Annotated in this window: 16 protein-coding genes and 1 riboswitch; of the genes, 5 read left to right on the forward strand and 11 right to left on the reverse strand. The window is 36.0% G+C overall.

Annotation, left to right across the window (positions count from 1 at the left end; genetic code table 11):
• Positions 1-36: 36 nt before the first annotated feature.
• Entirely contained in the window at positions 37-888 is an 852-nt protein-coding gene (locus ACI6PB_RS07245; protein WP_056955859.1) for a fructosamine kinase family protein, read from the reverse strand.
• A gap of 183 nt (positions 889-1,071) precedes the next feature.
• On the reverse strand, positions 1,072-2,106 hold the full coding sequence (locus ACI6PB_RS07250; protein WP_059075255.1) for an IS30 family transposase: 1,035 nt from the start codon (positions 2,104-2,106) through the stop codon (positions 1,072-1,074).
• 159 nt (positions 2,107-2,265) lie between these two features.
• Between ACI6PB_RS07250 and ACI6PB_RS07255 the strand changes: the two genes are divergently transcribed.
• Positions 2,266-2,661 (forward strand): GNAT family N-acetyltransferase, encoded by a 396-nt coding sequence (locus ACI6PB_RS07255; RefSeq protein WP_404327219.1) that lies wholly within the window; start codon positions 2,266-2,268, stop codon positions 2,659-2,661.
• A gap of 51 nt (positions 2,662-2,712) precedes the next feature.
• Here ACI6PB_RS07255 and ACI6PB_RS07260 read toward each other — a convergent pair whose 3' ends face one another.
• Together ACI6PB_RS07260 and ACI6PB_RS07265 are read right to left on the reverse strand one after the other, a co-directional pair.
• A complete protein-coding gene (locus ACI6PB_RS07260; protein WP_404327968.1) occupies positions 2,713-3,852 on the reverse strand; it encodes a glycerate kinase in 1,140 nt (379 codons plus the stop codon).
• Positions 3,853-3,864: 12 nt separating this feature from the next.
• A complete protein-coding gene (locus ACI6PB_RS07265) occupies positions 3,865-5,148 on the reverse strand; it encodes a GntP family permease (RefSeq protein ID WP_404327220.1) in 1,284 nt (427 codons plus the stop codon).
• Between the two features lie 253 nt (positions 5,149-5,401).
• Here ACI6PB_RS07265 and ACI6PB_RS07270 point away from each other — a divergent pair, with 253 nt between their 5' ends.
• The 4 genes from ACI6PB_RS07270 to ACI6PB_RS07285 all read left to right on the forward strand — a co-directional run bounded on the left by ACI6PB_RS07270 (position 5,402) and on the right by ACI6PB_RS07285 (position 8,876).
• Entirely contained in the window at positions 5,402-6,442 is a 1,041-nt protein-coding gene (locus ACI6PB_RS07270; protein ID WP_404277649.1) for a CdaR family transcriptional regulator, read from the forward strand.
• Between the two features lie 64 nt (positions 6,443-6,506).
• Positions 6,507-7,232 (forward strand): alpha/beta hydrolase family protein, encoded by a 726-nt coding sequence (locus ACI6PB_RS07275; RefSeq protein WP_025085996.1) that lies wholly within the window; start codon positions 6,507-6,509, stop codon positions 7,230-7,232.
• A 24-nt stretch (positions 7,233-7,256) separates the two neighbouring features.
• A complete protein-coding gene (locus tag ACI6PB_RS07280) occupies positions 7,257-7,916 on the forward strand; it encodes an HAD-IA family hydrolase (RefSeq protein ID WP_404327221.1) in 660 nt (219 codons plus the stop codon).
• A 114-nt stretch (positions 7,917-8,030) separates the two neighbouring features.
• Positions 8,031-8,876: an aldo/keto reductase gene (locus ACI6PB_RS07285; protein ID WP_025085997.1), complete on the forward strand. Its 846-nt coding sequence runs from the start codon at positions 8,031-8,033 to the stop codon at positions 8,874-8,876.
• 18 nt (positions 8,877-8,894) lie between these two features.
• On the opposite strand, the gene ribH is transcribed toward ACI6PB_RS07285, so the two are convergent.
• From ribH to dhaM, 7 genes are all read right to left on the reverse strand, one after another.
• Complete coding sequence (gene ribH, locus ACI6PB_RS07290) at positions 8,895-9,374, reverse strand: 6,7-dimethyl-8-ribityllumazine synthase (protein ID WP_025085998.1); 480 nt, start codon at positions 9,372-9,374, stop codon at positions 8,895-8,897.
• 1 nt (position 9,375) lies between these two features.
• On the reverse strand, positions 9,376-10,578 hold the full coding sequence (gene ribA / locus ACI6PB_RS07295) for a GTP cyclohydrolase II (protein ID WP_404327222.1): 1,203 nt from the start codon (positions 10,576-10,578) through the stop codon (positions 9,376-9,378).
• Entirely contained in the window at positions 10,568-11,167 is a 600-nt protein-coding gene (ribE, locus tag ACI6PB_RS07300; RefSeq protein ID WP_025086000.1) for a riboflavin synthase, read from the reverse strand. The genes ribA and ribE overlap by 11 nt, the downstream gene beginning before the upstream one ends.
• On the reverse strand, positions 11,167-12,198 hold the full coding sequence (gene ribD / locus ACI6PB_RS07305) for a bifunctional diaminohydroxyphosphoribosylaminopyrimidine deaminase/5-amino-6-(5-phosphoribosylamino)uracil reductase RibD (protein WP_404327223.1): 1,032 nt from the start codon (positions 12,196-12,198) through the stop codon (positions 11,167-11,169). Before ribD ends, ribE begins: the two co-directional genes overlap by 1 nt.
• A 117-nt stretch (positions 12,199-12,315) precedes the next feature.
• Positions 12,316-12,450: riboswitch (FMN riboswitch) on the reverse strand.
• 156 nt (positions 12,451-12,606) lie between these two features.
• Positions 12,607-13,353, reverse strand: coding sequence for a gamma-glutamyl-gamma-aminobutyrate hydrolase family protein (locus tag ACI6PB_RS07310; RefSeq protein WP_404277665.1), 747 nt, complete (start codon positions 13,351-13,353; stop codon positions 12,607-12,609).
• Positions 13,354-13,671: 318 nt separating this feature from the next.
• Entirely contained in the window at positions 13,672-14,706 is a 1,035-nt protein-coding gene (locus tag ACI6PB_RS07315; protein ID WP_059075255.1) for an IS30 family transposase, read from the reverse strand.
• Positions 14,707-14,874: 168 nt separating this feature from the next.
• A complete protein-coding gene (gene dhaM / locus ACI6PB_RS07320; RefSeq protein WP_025086021.1) occupies positions 14,875-15,243 on the reverse strand; it encodes a dihydroxyacetone kinase phosphoryl donor subunit DhaM in 369 nt (122 codons plus the stop codon).
• Between the last annotated feature and the right edge of the window lie 2 nt (positions 15,244-15,245).

Genomic DNA, 15,245 nt, shown 5'->3' on the forward strand with positions numbered 1-15,245 from the left:
CGCGCTTACTTTAACAAATTGACAAGAATGTTCCACTTAATTTTCGACACTTTGTTTTAAAATATTATCAAAATCAGCTCCATAAGTCTCTCCAAAAAGGTTCAGATGTGCTAATAGATAATAAGTTTGATACCAAGATACCCTCTTTTGCCAATCCTTATCTAACGGATACAGTTCCTGATAGCCCTGATAAAATTCTTTACCAAATCCACCAAATAATAGAGTCATAGCAATATCCATTTCACGATTACCAAAGAAAACATCGGGATCAAATAAAATTGGTTGCCGATTCTGTTCAAACCCAACGTTACCATTCCACAAATCTCCATGCATCAAACTTGGTATAATTGGATGAACTTGGTAATATTCCATCAATTTTTCCTCAAATCGACGCATCATTTTATCTCGTTGACCGTTCCATAGGCCCTTCTTTTGCACTTCATTGATCAAAACATTCAAACGTTGTTGAATATAGAAATCACCCCAATTAGCACGCCAAGTATTAATTTTGGGATTACTAGCATTCAGAACGTCATGTCCCAAACCAAAACGTAGTGAATGGCGTTGATGCATCTTAGCCACCAATTGTCCCAAATCATACTGTGAGCCAGTTCCAAAGTGGATATAATTCAAAATAAGATAACTATTATCACGAAAAGTTCCACTTCGAATAACTTTAGGAGCATTAGCAACCGAATTGATCAAATTGAGACTCTCAACTTCATGATCAAAGAAACTCTCGTTATTATCAGGTTGGACTTTTAAGAAGTACTCACCTGTATCGGCAATTACCCTAAAAGCTAAGTTTATATCGCCACCAGAAACAGTTTGGACATCCTCAATTTTGCCCAGATCTAGTTCTTCATACCAACTTTCATCTACCAGCATTAATATCCCTCTTATCCTTTTTGCTTCTGATATAATGATAATCAATTCTATTTAACAAAAAAATTCATTTGAGGTACATTTTGAAAATAAAGATTATTCGAAAATTTCAATAACAAGTTAGCCACTTGGACAAAATAAATTGAATCCAAGTGATATCAGTATTTGAAGTTTATAAATATGTCTTTAAGCGCCACAGGAACTAGCAAAGAGTTCTTGTGGCGTTTTATAGTTCAATAACTTTCTAGGCATATTGTTGAGCTTAAATTCTATGTCTCTTATTACTTTTGGGCTGACTGTATCCAGTGACAGCCCTTTGGGCAAGTCACGACGTATCATTCGATTATGTACTTCATTTGTTCCACGTTCACAAGATGTATATGGGTGTGTGAAGTAAACATCCGCAACGCCAGCCATATCAGATGATAGATTAGAGAACTCAGGGCCATTGTCTGCAGTGATTGAATTGATAAGATCACCATAGTTCTTTATGATCTCTTTCATAGCATAATCTACAGAGTCGGCATCTCTACCGTCAATAAGTCTCATTATTTCAAAGCGTGTCTTACGCTCTATGAGCGTTAAGACGACACTCTCATGGCCATTTCTTTTGCCCACAATCGTGTCTATCTCAAAGTCCCCAAAGGATTCTCTGCTATCAACACTTTTAGGGCGTTTCTCAATACTACGACCAAGTAGACGCTTATGCTTTTTTGAAGTATGTTGCTTAGTCGGTCTAGTTGACTTTTCTACCAGATCAATATTCCGGATTTCAAGTCGTTGTTCATCAATATATTTGTAAAGTGTAGTAGTACAAACCATTTCATCTACTAAGAATAATTCTTCGTTCTTAGCTCGTCCAACGGCCGTATCAGGTGACCATCCATTATCTATGAACTGGCTTACAAAGAAGCCTAAAAAGGCTGTGACTTGGTCGAATTTAGAAGGACGATGGCAAAGCTTACGGTTCTTTACATACTTTTGATGTGCAGTGTCAGGAAAGTAGCAATTCAAGTGTTGAACTTTACCATTAACTTTCTTGATCTGCTCAACAGTACCTCTGTTAATTTCATTATTAATAGTCTGAGGTGAAACGCCGATAGCTTTAGCTATCTGGCGATTCGAGTAGCCAATTGAATGAAAGGAAGCAATCTTTCCACGTTCAATTTCAGTTAAATGATGTCCTTTAGGACGATTTATGATATTCTGTTCTAGCACCAAGACGAAAAACCTCTTTCATTGTTTGTGTGAGAACTCCAATGATACCTGATTTTTACGTCTTGGTGTTTTTATTTTGTCATTTTTCTAAAGTGGCTAACTTGATTATAAAATTCGCCAATAAAGATTATTTCTAAAAGATCCGATAACTTAATAAATCAATTGACAAAGGTCTGGGAAGCATCTGTAAGAGCTACTCATTCTTTCTTATCTGAAACATCAATTCAAAAAATTAAGATATCCTTACCAAAAATTCTACAACAAATCCCTGATTTAATCATCGTGGAGGATAAAAAAATTATAGCCTTTATGGGCATTTCTCATCAAGAACTTGAAATGCTTTTTGTTGCCCCAGAATTCCGTGGCCTTGGTCTAGGGAAACAATTAATTAATTATGCTATTAAAAATTTTGATGTAAATAAACTGACAGTTAACGAACAAAATCCGCAGGCTATCGGATTCTACGAATATCTTGGATTTGAAACTTATCGAAGAACCGAGACTGACGATGCAGGTAATCCTTACCCTATTCTGTACATGAAAAGAAAAGAAAACTAAAACAACACCTATTCAGGATAACAAATTACATCCCTGAATAGGTGTTGTTTCTTATTTAGTATTCTTAATCAAACGAGCAATATTCTCCGAAACTTGTTGCAAATTCTTATCAGTATCCTGAATTGCCTTTGATAATTCCTCTACACCAGGTACACAAGTAAAGATTGCATCAATTCCTAAAGGATAAAGTTCTGATATTTTTTCACCGACAGAACCAGCAATCGCGATGACTGTTGCTTGAGGATTAACCGCTTTGGTCGCTTTAGCAACGCCAATTGGTGTCTTGCCAAATTTGGTTTGAAAGTCAATTTGACCTTCACCAGTCACTACCACATCAGCATCTTTTACCTTATCTTTTAAATCTGTATAGTCGACTACTATGTCAACTCCTGAGCGCATTTCCGAATGTGTGAAGGCTAATAGTCCAGCTCCCAATCCACCTGCGGCACCAGCTCCAGGGACTTGTTTTAAATCTTTTCCAAGATCCCTCTTTAAAATATCAGCATAATGAGACAAAGCTTTATCTAAGAATTCGACCATCTCTTCATTAGCACCTTTTTGCGGACCGAATACATGACTGGCACCATTAGGACCAGTTAGTGGATTTGTCACATCCGAAGCGATAATAACTTTCACATCAGCTAATTCCGGCAACATAGCCGATGCATCGATCTTGTCTAATTTTTCCAACATGGCCCCACCATATTGAAGTTCTTGACCTTTTTCATCTAATAAGTGAGCTCCTAACGCTTGAGCCATACCAGCACCACCGTCATTAGTTGCTGATCCACCAATTCCGATGATAATTGTTTTAGCACCTTTTTGGATAGCCGATTTAATCAACTCACCCGTTCCAAAAGTTGTTGTAATATAAGGATTTTGCGTAAATTGATTAATATATTGGATTCCACTAGCCTCTGCCATTTCGATCACGGCTACTTTGCCGTCAGCAATCAAGCCATAATGAGCTTCCGTTTTACGGCCTAAAGGATTAATTACCTCTTCCGTAATGATTTGTCCGTTTTTATCATCTACTAAAGATTGAACGGTTCCCTCGCCACCATCGGCCATTGGCACATCAATAAAATCTGCTTCCGGATAAACTTTAGCAAATCCTTTGTGCATCGCCGTAGCGACCTCTTTAGCTGTTAATGAATTTTTATATGAATCTGGAGCCAAAACTATTTTCATCATAATCCACCTCTAGAACAAATTTCCATACATTAATGTTGCTACAATCGTCATTGAAAGTCCAACTAGCATTTCCCACAAAACAACACTCATTCTTTCCTTAAAGTGCATATCAACAGCTTTGGCCGTTACGTGGAAATAGTTACCATGTGGCAATTGGTCGATGACAGTTGCTCCAGTATGAACCATCGCTGCAGCACCTGTACCAGAAATACCGAAGGACATGATTGATTTGCTGAATGAGTTTGATGCCAAGATAACACCAGTAGAAGTTGATGCTGTTGCTGCAGCCATTAAAATACCAGCAATTGGAGCTAAGAAGGTTCCGGAGATTCCCGAAACTTTGACTATCTCAACTACTTTTTGTGGTAAATCAGATGCTGAAACTAAGCCAGCGATCGCACCAGCGCCAATTAAAATCAACACTACGTCAGTCATTCGTGCCAATCCACCTGACATATATTTCAAAAACTTTTTACGTTGTCCCATTGCTAAAGTTCCAACCAGTCCGGCAATTGGTAAAATATACATTGCATCTAAATTAAATGTGGCTAACGCCTTAATTCCCAAAATATCGCCTACAGGTGTAATCAAAAGTAAAATAACAGCCACTAATGGCGTCACAATTGCAGCCCTCAGACTTGGTAAATCCTTATCCTCTTTAGTCTCAAACTTATGATCTGCCGAAACAAAAGTTCCTTTATTCTTGATCAATGTTGCTAAAAGTACCGTTACGATCAAACCAACAATTGCTGGCACAAAGTCTGCAATCATAACTTGTGAAAGCTCAACATTAAAACTTTTGGCAGCTGCAATCGTATTAGGATTAGGTGAGATGATATTTCCAGCTTTACCCCCACCAGAAAGAGCTACTAATAATGAAAGTTTACTGTAATGCATCTTTTGACCAACTTCTAAAGCAATCGGTGCCACAATCAAAACGGCCACAGGAATAAAGATTCCTACACCAGTTAAGACCATTGTCGATAAAGCCAAAGCTAAAATAGCTAATTTATCGCTGAAATGATTGACGATATTAGATGCGATCACATTAGCTGCACCTGATTCCATCATTACTCCAGCTAAAACTCCGGCCGCAATAACACGGATAATTGTCCCCATAACGCCAGAACTACCTTTGACAATTACATCGGTTGTCTGTGAAAGATTCATTCCTCCAATTAAGCAACCAACAATTGCTCCCAAAATCAATGCATAAATAGGATTAACTCTGAACAAAATCAATCCAATTGCTAAAAGCAAACCTAACAAGGCTGCCCACCAAGCAATAACCATTTTTAATATCCTCCTCAAAAACACGGTAATTGTTAAATATTGAACAATTATTAACTTTTGTATAATACCTTGATAGATTTACTAAATCAATGTACATATGCACAAAAATAATTGGATAATATATTAAAAAATAATGTATTTTCTTGATAAATCAATGTTTTTAAAATTTAAAATAATGTAAAATATTTATATGCACAAATATCAGATTTAAGCTTCTAGGCAACTTTGCTTAATCTTTAACAAGGATAAAATTATGAAATTAGACCCCAAATTAGCACAATCCATTGTTGATCGGATGATGGAAAGTATTCCGTACAATATTAATATGATGAATGAAAAAGGTTATATTATCGCTAGTGGTAATAAGGACCGTATCAATACTCTACACATTGGTGCCATTGAAACTATTGAAAGTGGTAAAACCAAGCCTATGATTGAATCCTTTGGTAAATTCGGACAGCCTGGTGTGAACATCCCTGTCGAATTTCAAGGCAAAACAATTGGCGTTATCGGTATCACTGGTGATCCTGAGAAAGTTACCCCATTAGCTTCACTACTGAAGGTATCAACTGAATTACTAATTACTCAGATCAATAGTTCTAAGGCTGAAAATCAACGTAAAGAATCATTAAATCATTTTCTTTATCAATGGACGACAATCGACAATATCTCTGAAAACGTAGAATTGAAGTCCCGAGCTCAAGCTTTGAATATCAATCTAGAATTAAAGCGCTATGCCGTTATCCTCGAAACAGATAATCAACCCACAATTCTTGAAGGTGACTTCTATTTCAGTAAAACACCGCATCAACAATTGATTATCACCCGTAACACCGACAATTTAGAAAAATATCTAAAATTTAGTCAACTCAACCAAATCATGATTGGTATCAGTAATCAGAGTACCAATTTGAAAAAAGCTGTTCAACAAGCGATTGATACTATTAAAGTCGTTTATGAATTGCAACTAACTGATATCTACTACTATTACCAAATCAGTTTTCTCAATAAATTACTCCAAAGCCAACTCTATTCAGACAAAATCATTAATACTTTCAAGAATTTACTTAAAACAAGAGCTGGTACTGAATTAATTGACACTCTCGATTGTTACTTCAAATCAAATGGTAATGTGACCGACACTTCAACTAGATTGAATGTTCATCGGAACACGACTAATTATCGATTAAACAAAATTTCTGACTATTTCAATCTTGATTTGCACGATATTACTGACATGCTTGAACTGTATACCAACTATTTACATTTCAAGAAATATCTTTATGAACATTGAATTTTTTTAGAATTATGTTTACCATTTTCATAAATACTAATAATTGATATTGAGAGGCCTAATAATGGTATTAATGAATCTTAGTTATCGTACAAACTACTTACATACATACTTCAAAACTTCTGTTGTTATTCCTGATACTGATGAAACAGATTACACGGCAGTTTGGTTACTGCATGGCTACACAGGTGATAGTACTGCTTGGAGTAAACATGTTTACATTGAGGAAATTGCTCGTAAATACAATATGGCTATCATCATGCCCGATGGCTTGAATTCTTTTTACTCTGATTCTAAATTCATTTCCTACTATTCTTTCTTTATGGATGAACTTATGCCTAAAATGCAAAAACTACTACCTATTTCTAAAGATCCATCTAAAAATTACATTGTTGGTTCAAGTATGGGGGGTTATGGTGCCTTGAAATTTGCTTTTAAAAATCCAGATAAATTTGGTAAAGTGGCTGCTCTATCACCTATTACCGACATTGAGCACTTCCGAGATAATCCTAAATGTCCTATGACAAAAGATACTTTCAATGCCATTTTTGATAGTCCTGAAAAAATTGCTAAGAATCAATTAATTAATATTTATAATAATCGTCAACCCAAATTACCTATTTTGACTCTCTGTGGTGATACTGACTTTATGCATGAAGACAATGTCATGTTCAAAAACTTCCTATCTATTCACGCCAAAGGTCATTATACTTGGATACCAGTTGAGGGTGATCACTCTTGGAAAGTTTGGAGCAATAATATTCAAAATATTTTTGATTGGTTATCATAATTCTATAAAAAAGAGGCCTTTGTCATGTCAAAAAAATATCTCACCTTCGACTGTTATGGCACTTTACTAAATGAAAACAACACTTACGATGAAATCGAAAAATTAGCTCGTAAAATTGGAGTTGATTCAACACTTGCTCGCCAACGTTTTCAAAATTATCAGGATGATCGTAATAATATGCACCCCTATTTAGATTACGATTTACTTACTCGAAATAATCTAATTCATTTAGATTACCAATTTGGTTTAGAACATCAATTTGAAAAGTACTTCGTTGATGTTTTAATTGCTCATCAGAACTTAAAACCATTTCCAGAAGTAATTAATACGTTGCAGACACTTATTGACCGTAATTATCAACTCATCCTTATGTCAAATTCTTCATGGGATATCATCGATAAAAACGTTCAAAGTCTCAAAGTTCCATTCGATGTTTGGACTGCTGAAGATGTTCATGCCTACAAGCCTGATTTACGTTTCTTTAAAACTGTTGAAAAAGAATATGGTTTTACAGCTCAAAATCACTGGCACATTGCCGAAGGTTACGACAGCGACATTATCTCCGCTGATAAAATGAATTGGCCTTCCATCTGGATTAATCGTCCACAGATTGAAACGCCATCGCCTATTTTGCCAACACATATGGTTTCTGATTTAACAGCAACATTAAATTTCTTAAAATAATTGATAACAAAATACCAACCAATTTATCCCAATATTGGTTGGTATTTTTATATAAAACGTAAACACTGTTTTATAATTAAGATAATAATAACTATTAGAAGGCGAGGCTTATTCATGAAATACATTACATTTAATCATCAAAACACTTCTGCTATCGGTATTGGCACTTGGCATCTTGGTGAAGGTAATCAGGCTCAAACTGAAGCAGAAATGCAAGCCATCAGATACGGTTTAGATCATGGTATTAACTTAATTGATACCGCCGAAATGTATGGTGAAGGCCTATCTGAATCCTTAGTTGGCAACGTCATGAAAGATTATCATCGCGAAGATCTACAACTGATTTCTAAATTCTATCCTTTCCATGCTACACCAGAATTAATTAAAACAAGTCTCAAGGCGAGTCTTAAACGGCTACAAACTGATTACTTAGATCTCTACCTGCTTCATTGGCGTGGTGACACTCCACTTTCTGAAACAATTTTTGGCTTAGAACAAATGGTTCAGACCGGTCTCATTAAAAATTGGGGTGTTTCCAACTTTGATTTGGCTGATTTAAAAGAACTTTCTAATTTAGAAAATGGTCAAAACTGCCGTATTAATGAAGACCTCTACAACATTGGCAGTCGCGGAATTGAATATTCAATTCTACCTTGGCAAAAACAGCATGACATGTCCTTTGTCGGATATTCACCATTTGGCTCTGACGGTAGCGAATACTTAAACATTAAACCAGTTATCAAAGAAATGGCTCAAGCTAAAAATATTTCTGTTCACCAATTACTTTTGGCTTGGGTTATTCGAAATCATGACCTGCTTAGCATTCCTAAAACTGGTTCAGTCACACACATGCAAAGTAATCTAGCTGCGATAGATGTTCAATTCACAGAAGATGAACTAAGACTTTTAGACAAATATTATCCTAAACCTACTCAAGAACCATCGCTTGAAACTATTTAAATCCTTAACGTGAGAAAATCATCTTCTCACGTTATTTTTTATTTCTAGCTCTAAATTTGCTACTTCTACAACATCAACGGCACACTCAGAACCTTTATTCCCAGCTTTACCTCCAGCTCGGTTCAGTGCTTGAACCATATTTTCAGTGGTCAAAATACCGTACATTACTGGTACTGAACCATTTAGGGAAACCTGACTGACACCTGCAGCCGATTCAGCACAAACATAATCAAAGTGTGCCGTTTCGCCCTTCACAACTGCTCCTAAAGCAATGATTCCATCAAACCGACCACTTTCAGATAATAACTTAACAATTCGAGGAATTTCCATTGCTCCAGGAACTTTGACTACGGTAATATTCTGTTTAGCAACATTCAGTTGCCATAATTTTTCCTGAGCTCCTTTTAATAACTTACCTGTCACAATCTCATTGAATTTGGCAACCACGATAGCTATCTTTAGCTTCTCGCCATTTAATTGTCCTGTAATTTCTGGCATTTTATTTAACCTCACTTAACAAATGATGAAATTTTTGTTTCTTAGTTTCTAGATAATGTTGATCATGAACATTAGGTTTCATTTCCAATGGCACACGATTAACGTCAATTCCCATTTGTTGTAGTTGTTCAATTTTATCGGGATTATTAGTTAACAGTGAAACGGACTTAATTTTCAACTTTTCCAACACAGCTGCTGCAATCCGATAATTTCGTTGATCAGCTGGAAAACCTAATTTTTCATTGGCCTCAATTGTATCTAAACCTTGATCCTGAAGTTGATAAGCTCGTAATTTATTTATTAACCCGATTCCTCGGCCCTCTTGATTCAAATAAATCAGTGCTCCAGAACCGTTATCCTCAATTTTTTGCAAAACATCTGCTAACTGTTCACCACAATCACAGCGTTCTGAACCTAAGACATCGCCAGTGAAACACTCTGAATGAATTCGCATCAAAACAGACTTCTGCTGTGTAATTTGACCTTTATAAATTACTAATACTGGTTCATCTTTGAAAGTAAATGACTTCAAACGAAAATGACCATACTTAGTTGGTAAATCAACATCTGAAACTTCAGTCAAAACATTGTCATCACATGCAAAACGATAATTAACAATATCCGTAATCGTAATTAGAGACATCTCATGCTCTTGGGCAAAGGCCTTTAATTCTGGTCTACGAGCCATTTTGCCGTCTTCCTTAACAACTTCACAGATATAAGCAACTGGCGACACTTGAGCTAATTTAGCCAAATCCATTGCCGCTTCAGTATGTCCATCACGTTCTAATACACCATTGTCTTTCGCAATTAAGGGGAAAATATGCCCTGGATGATAGAAATTTTCAGGATCATTGGAAGTCGCCAACTCTTTAAGGGTCTTCGCACGATCAAAAGCTGAAATACCAGTCGTCGTTGTTTTGGCATCTGTACTGATTGTAAAAGCTGTATTAAAAGCATCATGCGAATTCGTCATCAAATGTAGACCTAACTTTTTGGCACGATCAGCACTCATTGGCGCGCACAGCAAACCTCTAGCATGTTTAATCATAAAATTAACTGTTTCAGGAGTTACAAAATCGGCTAAACCGATCATATCACCCTCGGCTTCACGTTCTGTTGAATCAGCTACAATAATCAATTTGCCTTGCTTTAACTCCTCAATAGCATGTTCTACTTTTTGAATAGTTGCTTTAATTGTCATTTTGATCCCCCCGTTGAAATGCTTGATTAATGTATTTTCCTAAAATATCCGTTTCCAAATTGACCGTTTGTCCAATGCTTAAAGCACCTAGGACAGTTTCTTTACTGGTATAAGGAATAATACCGACTTGGAAATCTTGTTCAGTTACTTTTATCAAAGTCAGACTGACACCGTTGATGGCTATTGAACCCTTCTCAATTAAATCTGGTAGGTATTCTGGTGCGATCGAAAAAGTCAGTAAAGTTGAATTTCCAGCGATTTCTTTCTGAATTAATTTACCGGTTGTATCAACATGTCCTAAAACAAAATGACCACCCATTTCGTCAGTAGGCTTCAATGCTGGCTCCAAATTGACCTTCTCATCAGGAGTGAAGTCTGCAATATTGGTTCTTTTAACCGTCTCTGGCATAACTTCAACTTGAAATTGCTGTACTTCTCGATTCGTAACCGTTAAGCAGATACCGTCTATCGAAATACTGTCTCCCAAATGAACTGAATCCAAGTGATGCCCAATTGTCAAAATAAAGTTATTCTTAGATTCCTTTATCGCTATCACTCGACCAATATCTTTTACTATGCCTGTAAACATCAACCTATCCTCCACGTTGTTATTTTTAGATTTGAATCCAATTTTTCCACGTCTAAATCACTAAATTGCATGGAGGGTATTTTTTTATCCCATATAGCTGGTAATCCACGACCAAAGACCTTATTAGCCAAATAAACTACAACTTTATCCACCAGACCTTGCTCTACAAAATCAGCCTGAAGATGACTACCACCCTCAATCAATACTGACTCCAAACCCTTCTTAGCAAACAGCTTGATAACTTTCTGTGGATTCCATTCGCCAACAAATATCTGCACGTTCTTAGGCAGTTTGTGCTGATTTTTAGTTGCACTGAAAAGCCAAATTGGTTCCTGAGATTGAAATAGGTGACTATTTAAATCAACTATATTGATATCTCGTACCATCACTGCTCGAATCGGGGGAAACATTAAGTTTTGACTACGAACGGTTAGTCTTGGATTGTCAATTTTTAACGTATTTTCACCAATTAAAATTACTTGATTCTGGCTACGTAATTGCTGAGAGTCTTCATATGCTTTTTGATTAGAAATCAAAGATCTAACTTTTTTATCTTGATTAATTTTTCCATCCAAGGTCATCGCATACTTTACTGTAATCAGTGGTCGTTTATTTTTGTAAAAAAAATTGTAAGCAGTATTCAAATTTGTCGAAGCTTCAAGATTTTCAACTATAACATCGTGATCCCGCAAGTATTTGATTCCTCTTCCACTGACAATCGGATTAGGATCAACTTGACCAATCACCACTTTTTTAATTCCCATTTCTACAATTTTTTGAACGCAAGGTGGCGTCTTACCAAAATGTGAACATGGCTCCAAAGTAACGTATAATGTTGCTCCCCTAGCCTTAGTTATATCGTTCAATTTTTTTAAAGCATTAACTTCAGCGTGAGCCTCACCAAAAGTCTCATGATGTCCTTGACTCAATACTTGGTTATTCTTGACTAAGACAGCACCAACTTGTGGATTTGTCCACGTGTTTTGTCCCTTTCTAGCTTCTAAAAAAGCCAATTTCATAAAATCTTTCAATTCTTATTCACCCCACAAAAAAAGCCCTGCAATTATGTTTGCAGGGCTTTCAAGATAAGCTAAATAAGACCTCATACGAGAGCAGTCCAAAAAAGACTTATCAATAGCATGAAATATTATTTTCTTCTACCATCCTGACTTTACAGTCGGTTCTAGACTTTCACTAGATCCACCGCTTACGCGGGTCACGGACTTCAATTTCTAAGAATTGTTACCGTCGGTCGGGAATTACACCCTGCCCCGAAGAAATCTATTCAGTTTTCAAAAATGATAATACTATAAAAAAATTATTTTGACAAATATAGTTTTATTATATTTTATTTAATAAATTAAAAAGTAGAATTATCAGGATTGATTAATTCAAAGTCGACAATTCCACCAGTTTTATTTATATTCAATTATTTTTATTTAAATCGAACCACTTTCCATCCTATTTGGATTACCAATGCGGGAAATGAAATCACTAAATAAGGCCAATTCTTGTGAATCATGACGCCACAAATTTTCCGGATGCCACTGGACTGCCTGGATACTGGCATCATCATTTTCAATAGCTTCAATTACTCCATCAGAAGCCGTCGCTACAACCTTTAAAAAATCAGGTACTTCCTTAATAGCTTGGTGATGTCGAGAATTGACAAAGACATTATCACCAATAGTTTTATACAGTTTAGAGTTATAGTCTACTCTTACAAAATGAGTGGGTTGATCTCCGGGAGCTTGTTGCTTGTGTTTAATTAATTTGCCTGAGTACTGAGTTCCTAAATCTTGATAAATCGTTCCACCTAATGCTACATCGATCATTTGCGCACCACGACAGATTCCAAAAATAGGAATTTTTTTAGCGACAGCAGTCCTAATCATCGCAATTTCGAAACGATCACGATTGCGATTAGTCACGCCTAACTTAGGAATAGGTTCTTCTCCCATGAAACTAGGGTCAATATCTGGTCCACCGGAGAAAATAATTCCATCCATTCTCTCAATTAATTGATTTACTTTATCGACTGGTAGAATCGGCAATCCTACAGGAATACCACCTGCCATTAACACCCCATCAACAATTGGTCGTGGTACGAAGTCCATCAATTTTTGGTTTATTACGTCAGTCGCCCCTAAATAAACATCTGCAGTAATACCAATTAATTTGCCCATAGAGTTGAACCCCCTTTTTATAATTTTAATTGTAAGATTAGCACTCTAAATTAATCTGTCAAATATTTTATTAATAATATTAAATAAATACTAATAAAAGTCTAATATTTTCACTTATTATTTAGTATAATAAAGCTGATTCATACAATCAACATTAAAGGGTCTCTAATTTTATAGACATTTTGGACAGGACTAATATTCTTTTCTAATGAAATTTAATAAAGAACAAAAAACGAAAATTTCAATAACAAGTTAGCCACTTGGACAAAATAAATTGAATCCAAGTGATATCAGTATTTGAAGTTTATAAATATGTCTTTAAGCGCCACAGGAACTAGCAAAGAGTTCTTGTGGCGTTTTATAGTTCAATAACTTTCTAGGCATATTGTTGAGCTTAAATTCTATGTCTCTTATTACTTTTGGGCTGACTGTATCCAGTGACAGCCCTTTGGGCAAGTCACGACGTATCATTCGATTATGTACTTCATTTGTTCCACGTTCACAAGATGTATATGGGTGTGTGAAGTAAACATCCGCAACGCCAGCCATATCAGATGATAGATTAGAGAACTCAGGGCCATTGTCTGCAGTGATTGAATTGATAAGATCACCATAGTTCTTTATGATCTCTTTCATAGCATAATCTACAGAGTCGGCATCTCTACCGTCAATAAGTCTCATTATTTCAAAGCGTGTCTTACGCTCTATGAGCGTTAAGACGACACTCTCATGGCCATTTCTTTTGCCCACAATCGTGTCTATCTCAAAGTCCCCAAAGGATTCTCTGCTATCAACACTTTTAGGGCGTTTCTCAATACTACGACCAAGTAGACGCTTATGCTTTTTTGAAGTATGTTGCTTAGTCGGTCTAGTTGACTTTTCTACCAGATCAATATTCCGGATTTCAAGTCGTTGTTCATCAATATATTTGTAAAGTGTAGTAGTACAAACCATTTCATCTACTAAGAATAATTCTTCGTTCTTAGCTCGTCCAACGGCCGTATCAGGTGACCATCCATTATCTATGAACTGGCTTACAAAGAAGCCTAAAAAGGCTGTGACTTGGTCGAATTTAGAAGGACGATGGCAAAGCTTACGGTTCTTTACATACTTTTGATGTGCAGTGTCAGGAAAGTAGCAATTCAAGTGTTGAACTTTACCATTAACTTTCTTGATCTGCTCAACAGTACCTCTGTTAATTTCATTATTAATAGTCTGAGGTGAAACGCCGATAGCTTTAGCTATCTGGCGATTCGAGTAGCCAATTGAATGAAAGGAAGCAATCTTTCCACGTTCAATTTCAGTTAAATGATGTCCTTTAGGACGATTTATGATATTCTGTTCTAGCACCAAGACGAAAAACCTCTTTCATTGTTTGTGTGAGAACTCCAATGATACCTGATTTTTACGTCTTGGTGTTTTTATTTTGTCATTTTTCTAAAGTGGCTAACTTGATTATAAAATTCGCCAAAGAACAAAAAATCCAACAATCAAATATTAAATTGTTGGACTCTTATCAATCTATTTTATTTTTAATGGTTCTAAATTGGTTTCAATTGTGGCTAATGGTGACTCAACTTCAGCCAATGTAGCAGCTGTATAAGCTCCTTCTACTAGGGCAACATCGTATTTATGAATCTTCTTATCAGTCATTTCCATCAGCATTTCGAGATTCATTTTCGAACTTCCTAAATCATAAAAAGCTAATATCTCATCGCCAGTATTATCATCTACCGCCTTTTGAATTTTCTCTAACGATGAACCAATTTCATTATCGTCAGTTCCTCCAGCTGTAGTAATTGACAGGTCTGGTGCGGCTTGAGAAATTAATTTTTTTACACCCTCAGCAATTTCAAATGAATGCGACACGATCACTATTCCGTATTTCATTT

Source organism: Companilactobacillus paralimentarius (assembly GCF_963227125.1).
GTDB classification, from domain to species: Bacteria; Bacillota; Bacilli; order Lactobacillales; family Lactobacillaceae; genus Companilactobacillus; species Companilactobacillus paralimentarius.

Excerpts from the sequence above, each read along its gene's own strand:
- ACI6PB_RS07280 (WP_404327221.1), top strand. The coding sequence starts at position 7,257 with ATGTCAAAAAAATATCTCACCTTCGACTGTTATGGCACTTTACTAAAT.
- ACI6PB_RS07275 (WP_025085996.1), top strand. The coding sequence starts at position 6,507 with ATGGTATTAATGAATCTTAGTTATCGTACAAACTACTTACATACATAC.
- dhaM (WP_025086021.1), bottom strand. The coding sequence starts at position 15,243 with ATGAAATACGGAATAGTGATCGTGTCGCATTCATTTGAAATTGCTGAG.
- ACI6PB_RS07245 (WP_056955859.1), bottom strand. The coding sequence starts at position 888 with ATGCTGGTAGATGAAAGTTGGTATGAAGAACTAGATCTGGGCAAAATT.
- ACI6PB_RS07285 (WP_025085997.1), top strand. The coding sequence starts at position 8,031 with ATGAAATACATTACATTTAATCATCAAAACACTTCTGCTATCGGTATT.
- ACI6PB_RS07260 (WP_404327968.1), bottom strand. The coding sequence starts at position 3,852 with ATGAAAATAGTTTTGGCTCCAGATTCATATAAAAATTCATTAACAGCT.
- ribH (WP_025085998.1), bottom strand. The coding sequence starts at position 9,374 with ATGCCAGAAATTACAGGACAATTAAATGGCGAGAAGCTAAAGATAGCT.
- ribA (WP_404327222.1), bottom strand. The coding sequence starts at position 10,578 with ATGACAATTAAAGCAACTATTCAAAAAGTAGAACATGCTATTGAGGAG.
- ACI6PB_RS07310 (WP_404277665.1), bottom strand. The coding sequence starts at position 13,353 with ATGGGCAAATTAATTGGTATTACTGCAGATGTTTATTTAGGGGCGACT.
- ACI6PB_RS07265 (WP_404327220.1), bottom strand. The coding sequence starts at position 5,148 with ATGGTTATTGCTTGGTGGGCAGCCTTGTTAGGTTTGCTTTTAGCAATT.
- ACI6PB_RS07270 (WP_404277649.1), top strand. The coding sequence starts at position 5,402 with ATGAAATTAGACCCCAAATTAGCACAATCCATTGTTGATCGGATGATG.
- ribE (WP_025086000.1), bottom strand. The coding sequence starts at position 11,167 with ATGTTTACAGGCATAGTAAAAGATATTGGTCGAGTGATAGCGATAAAG.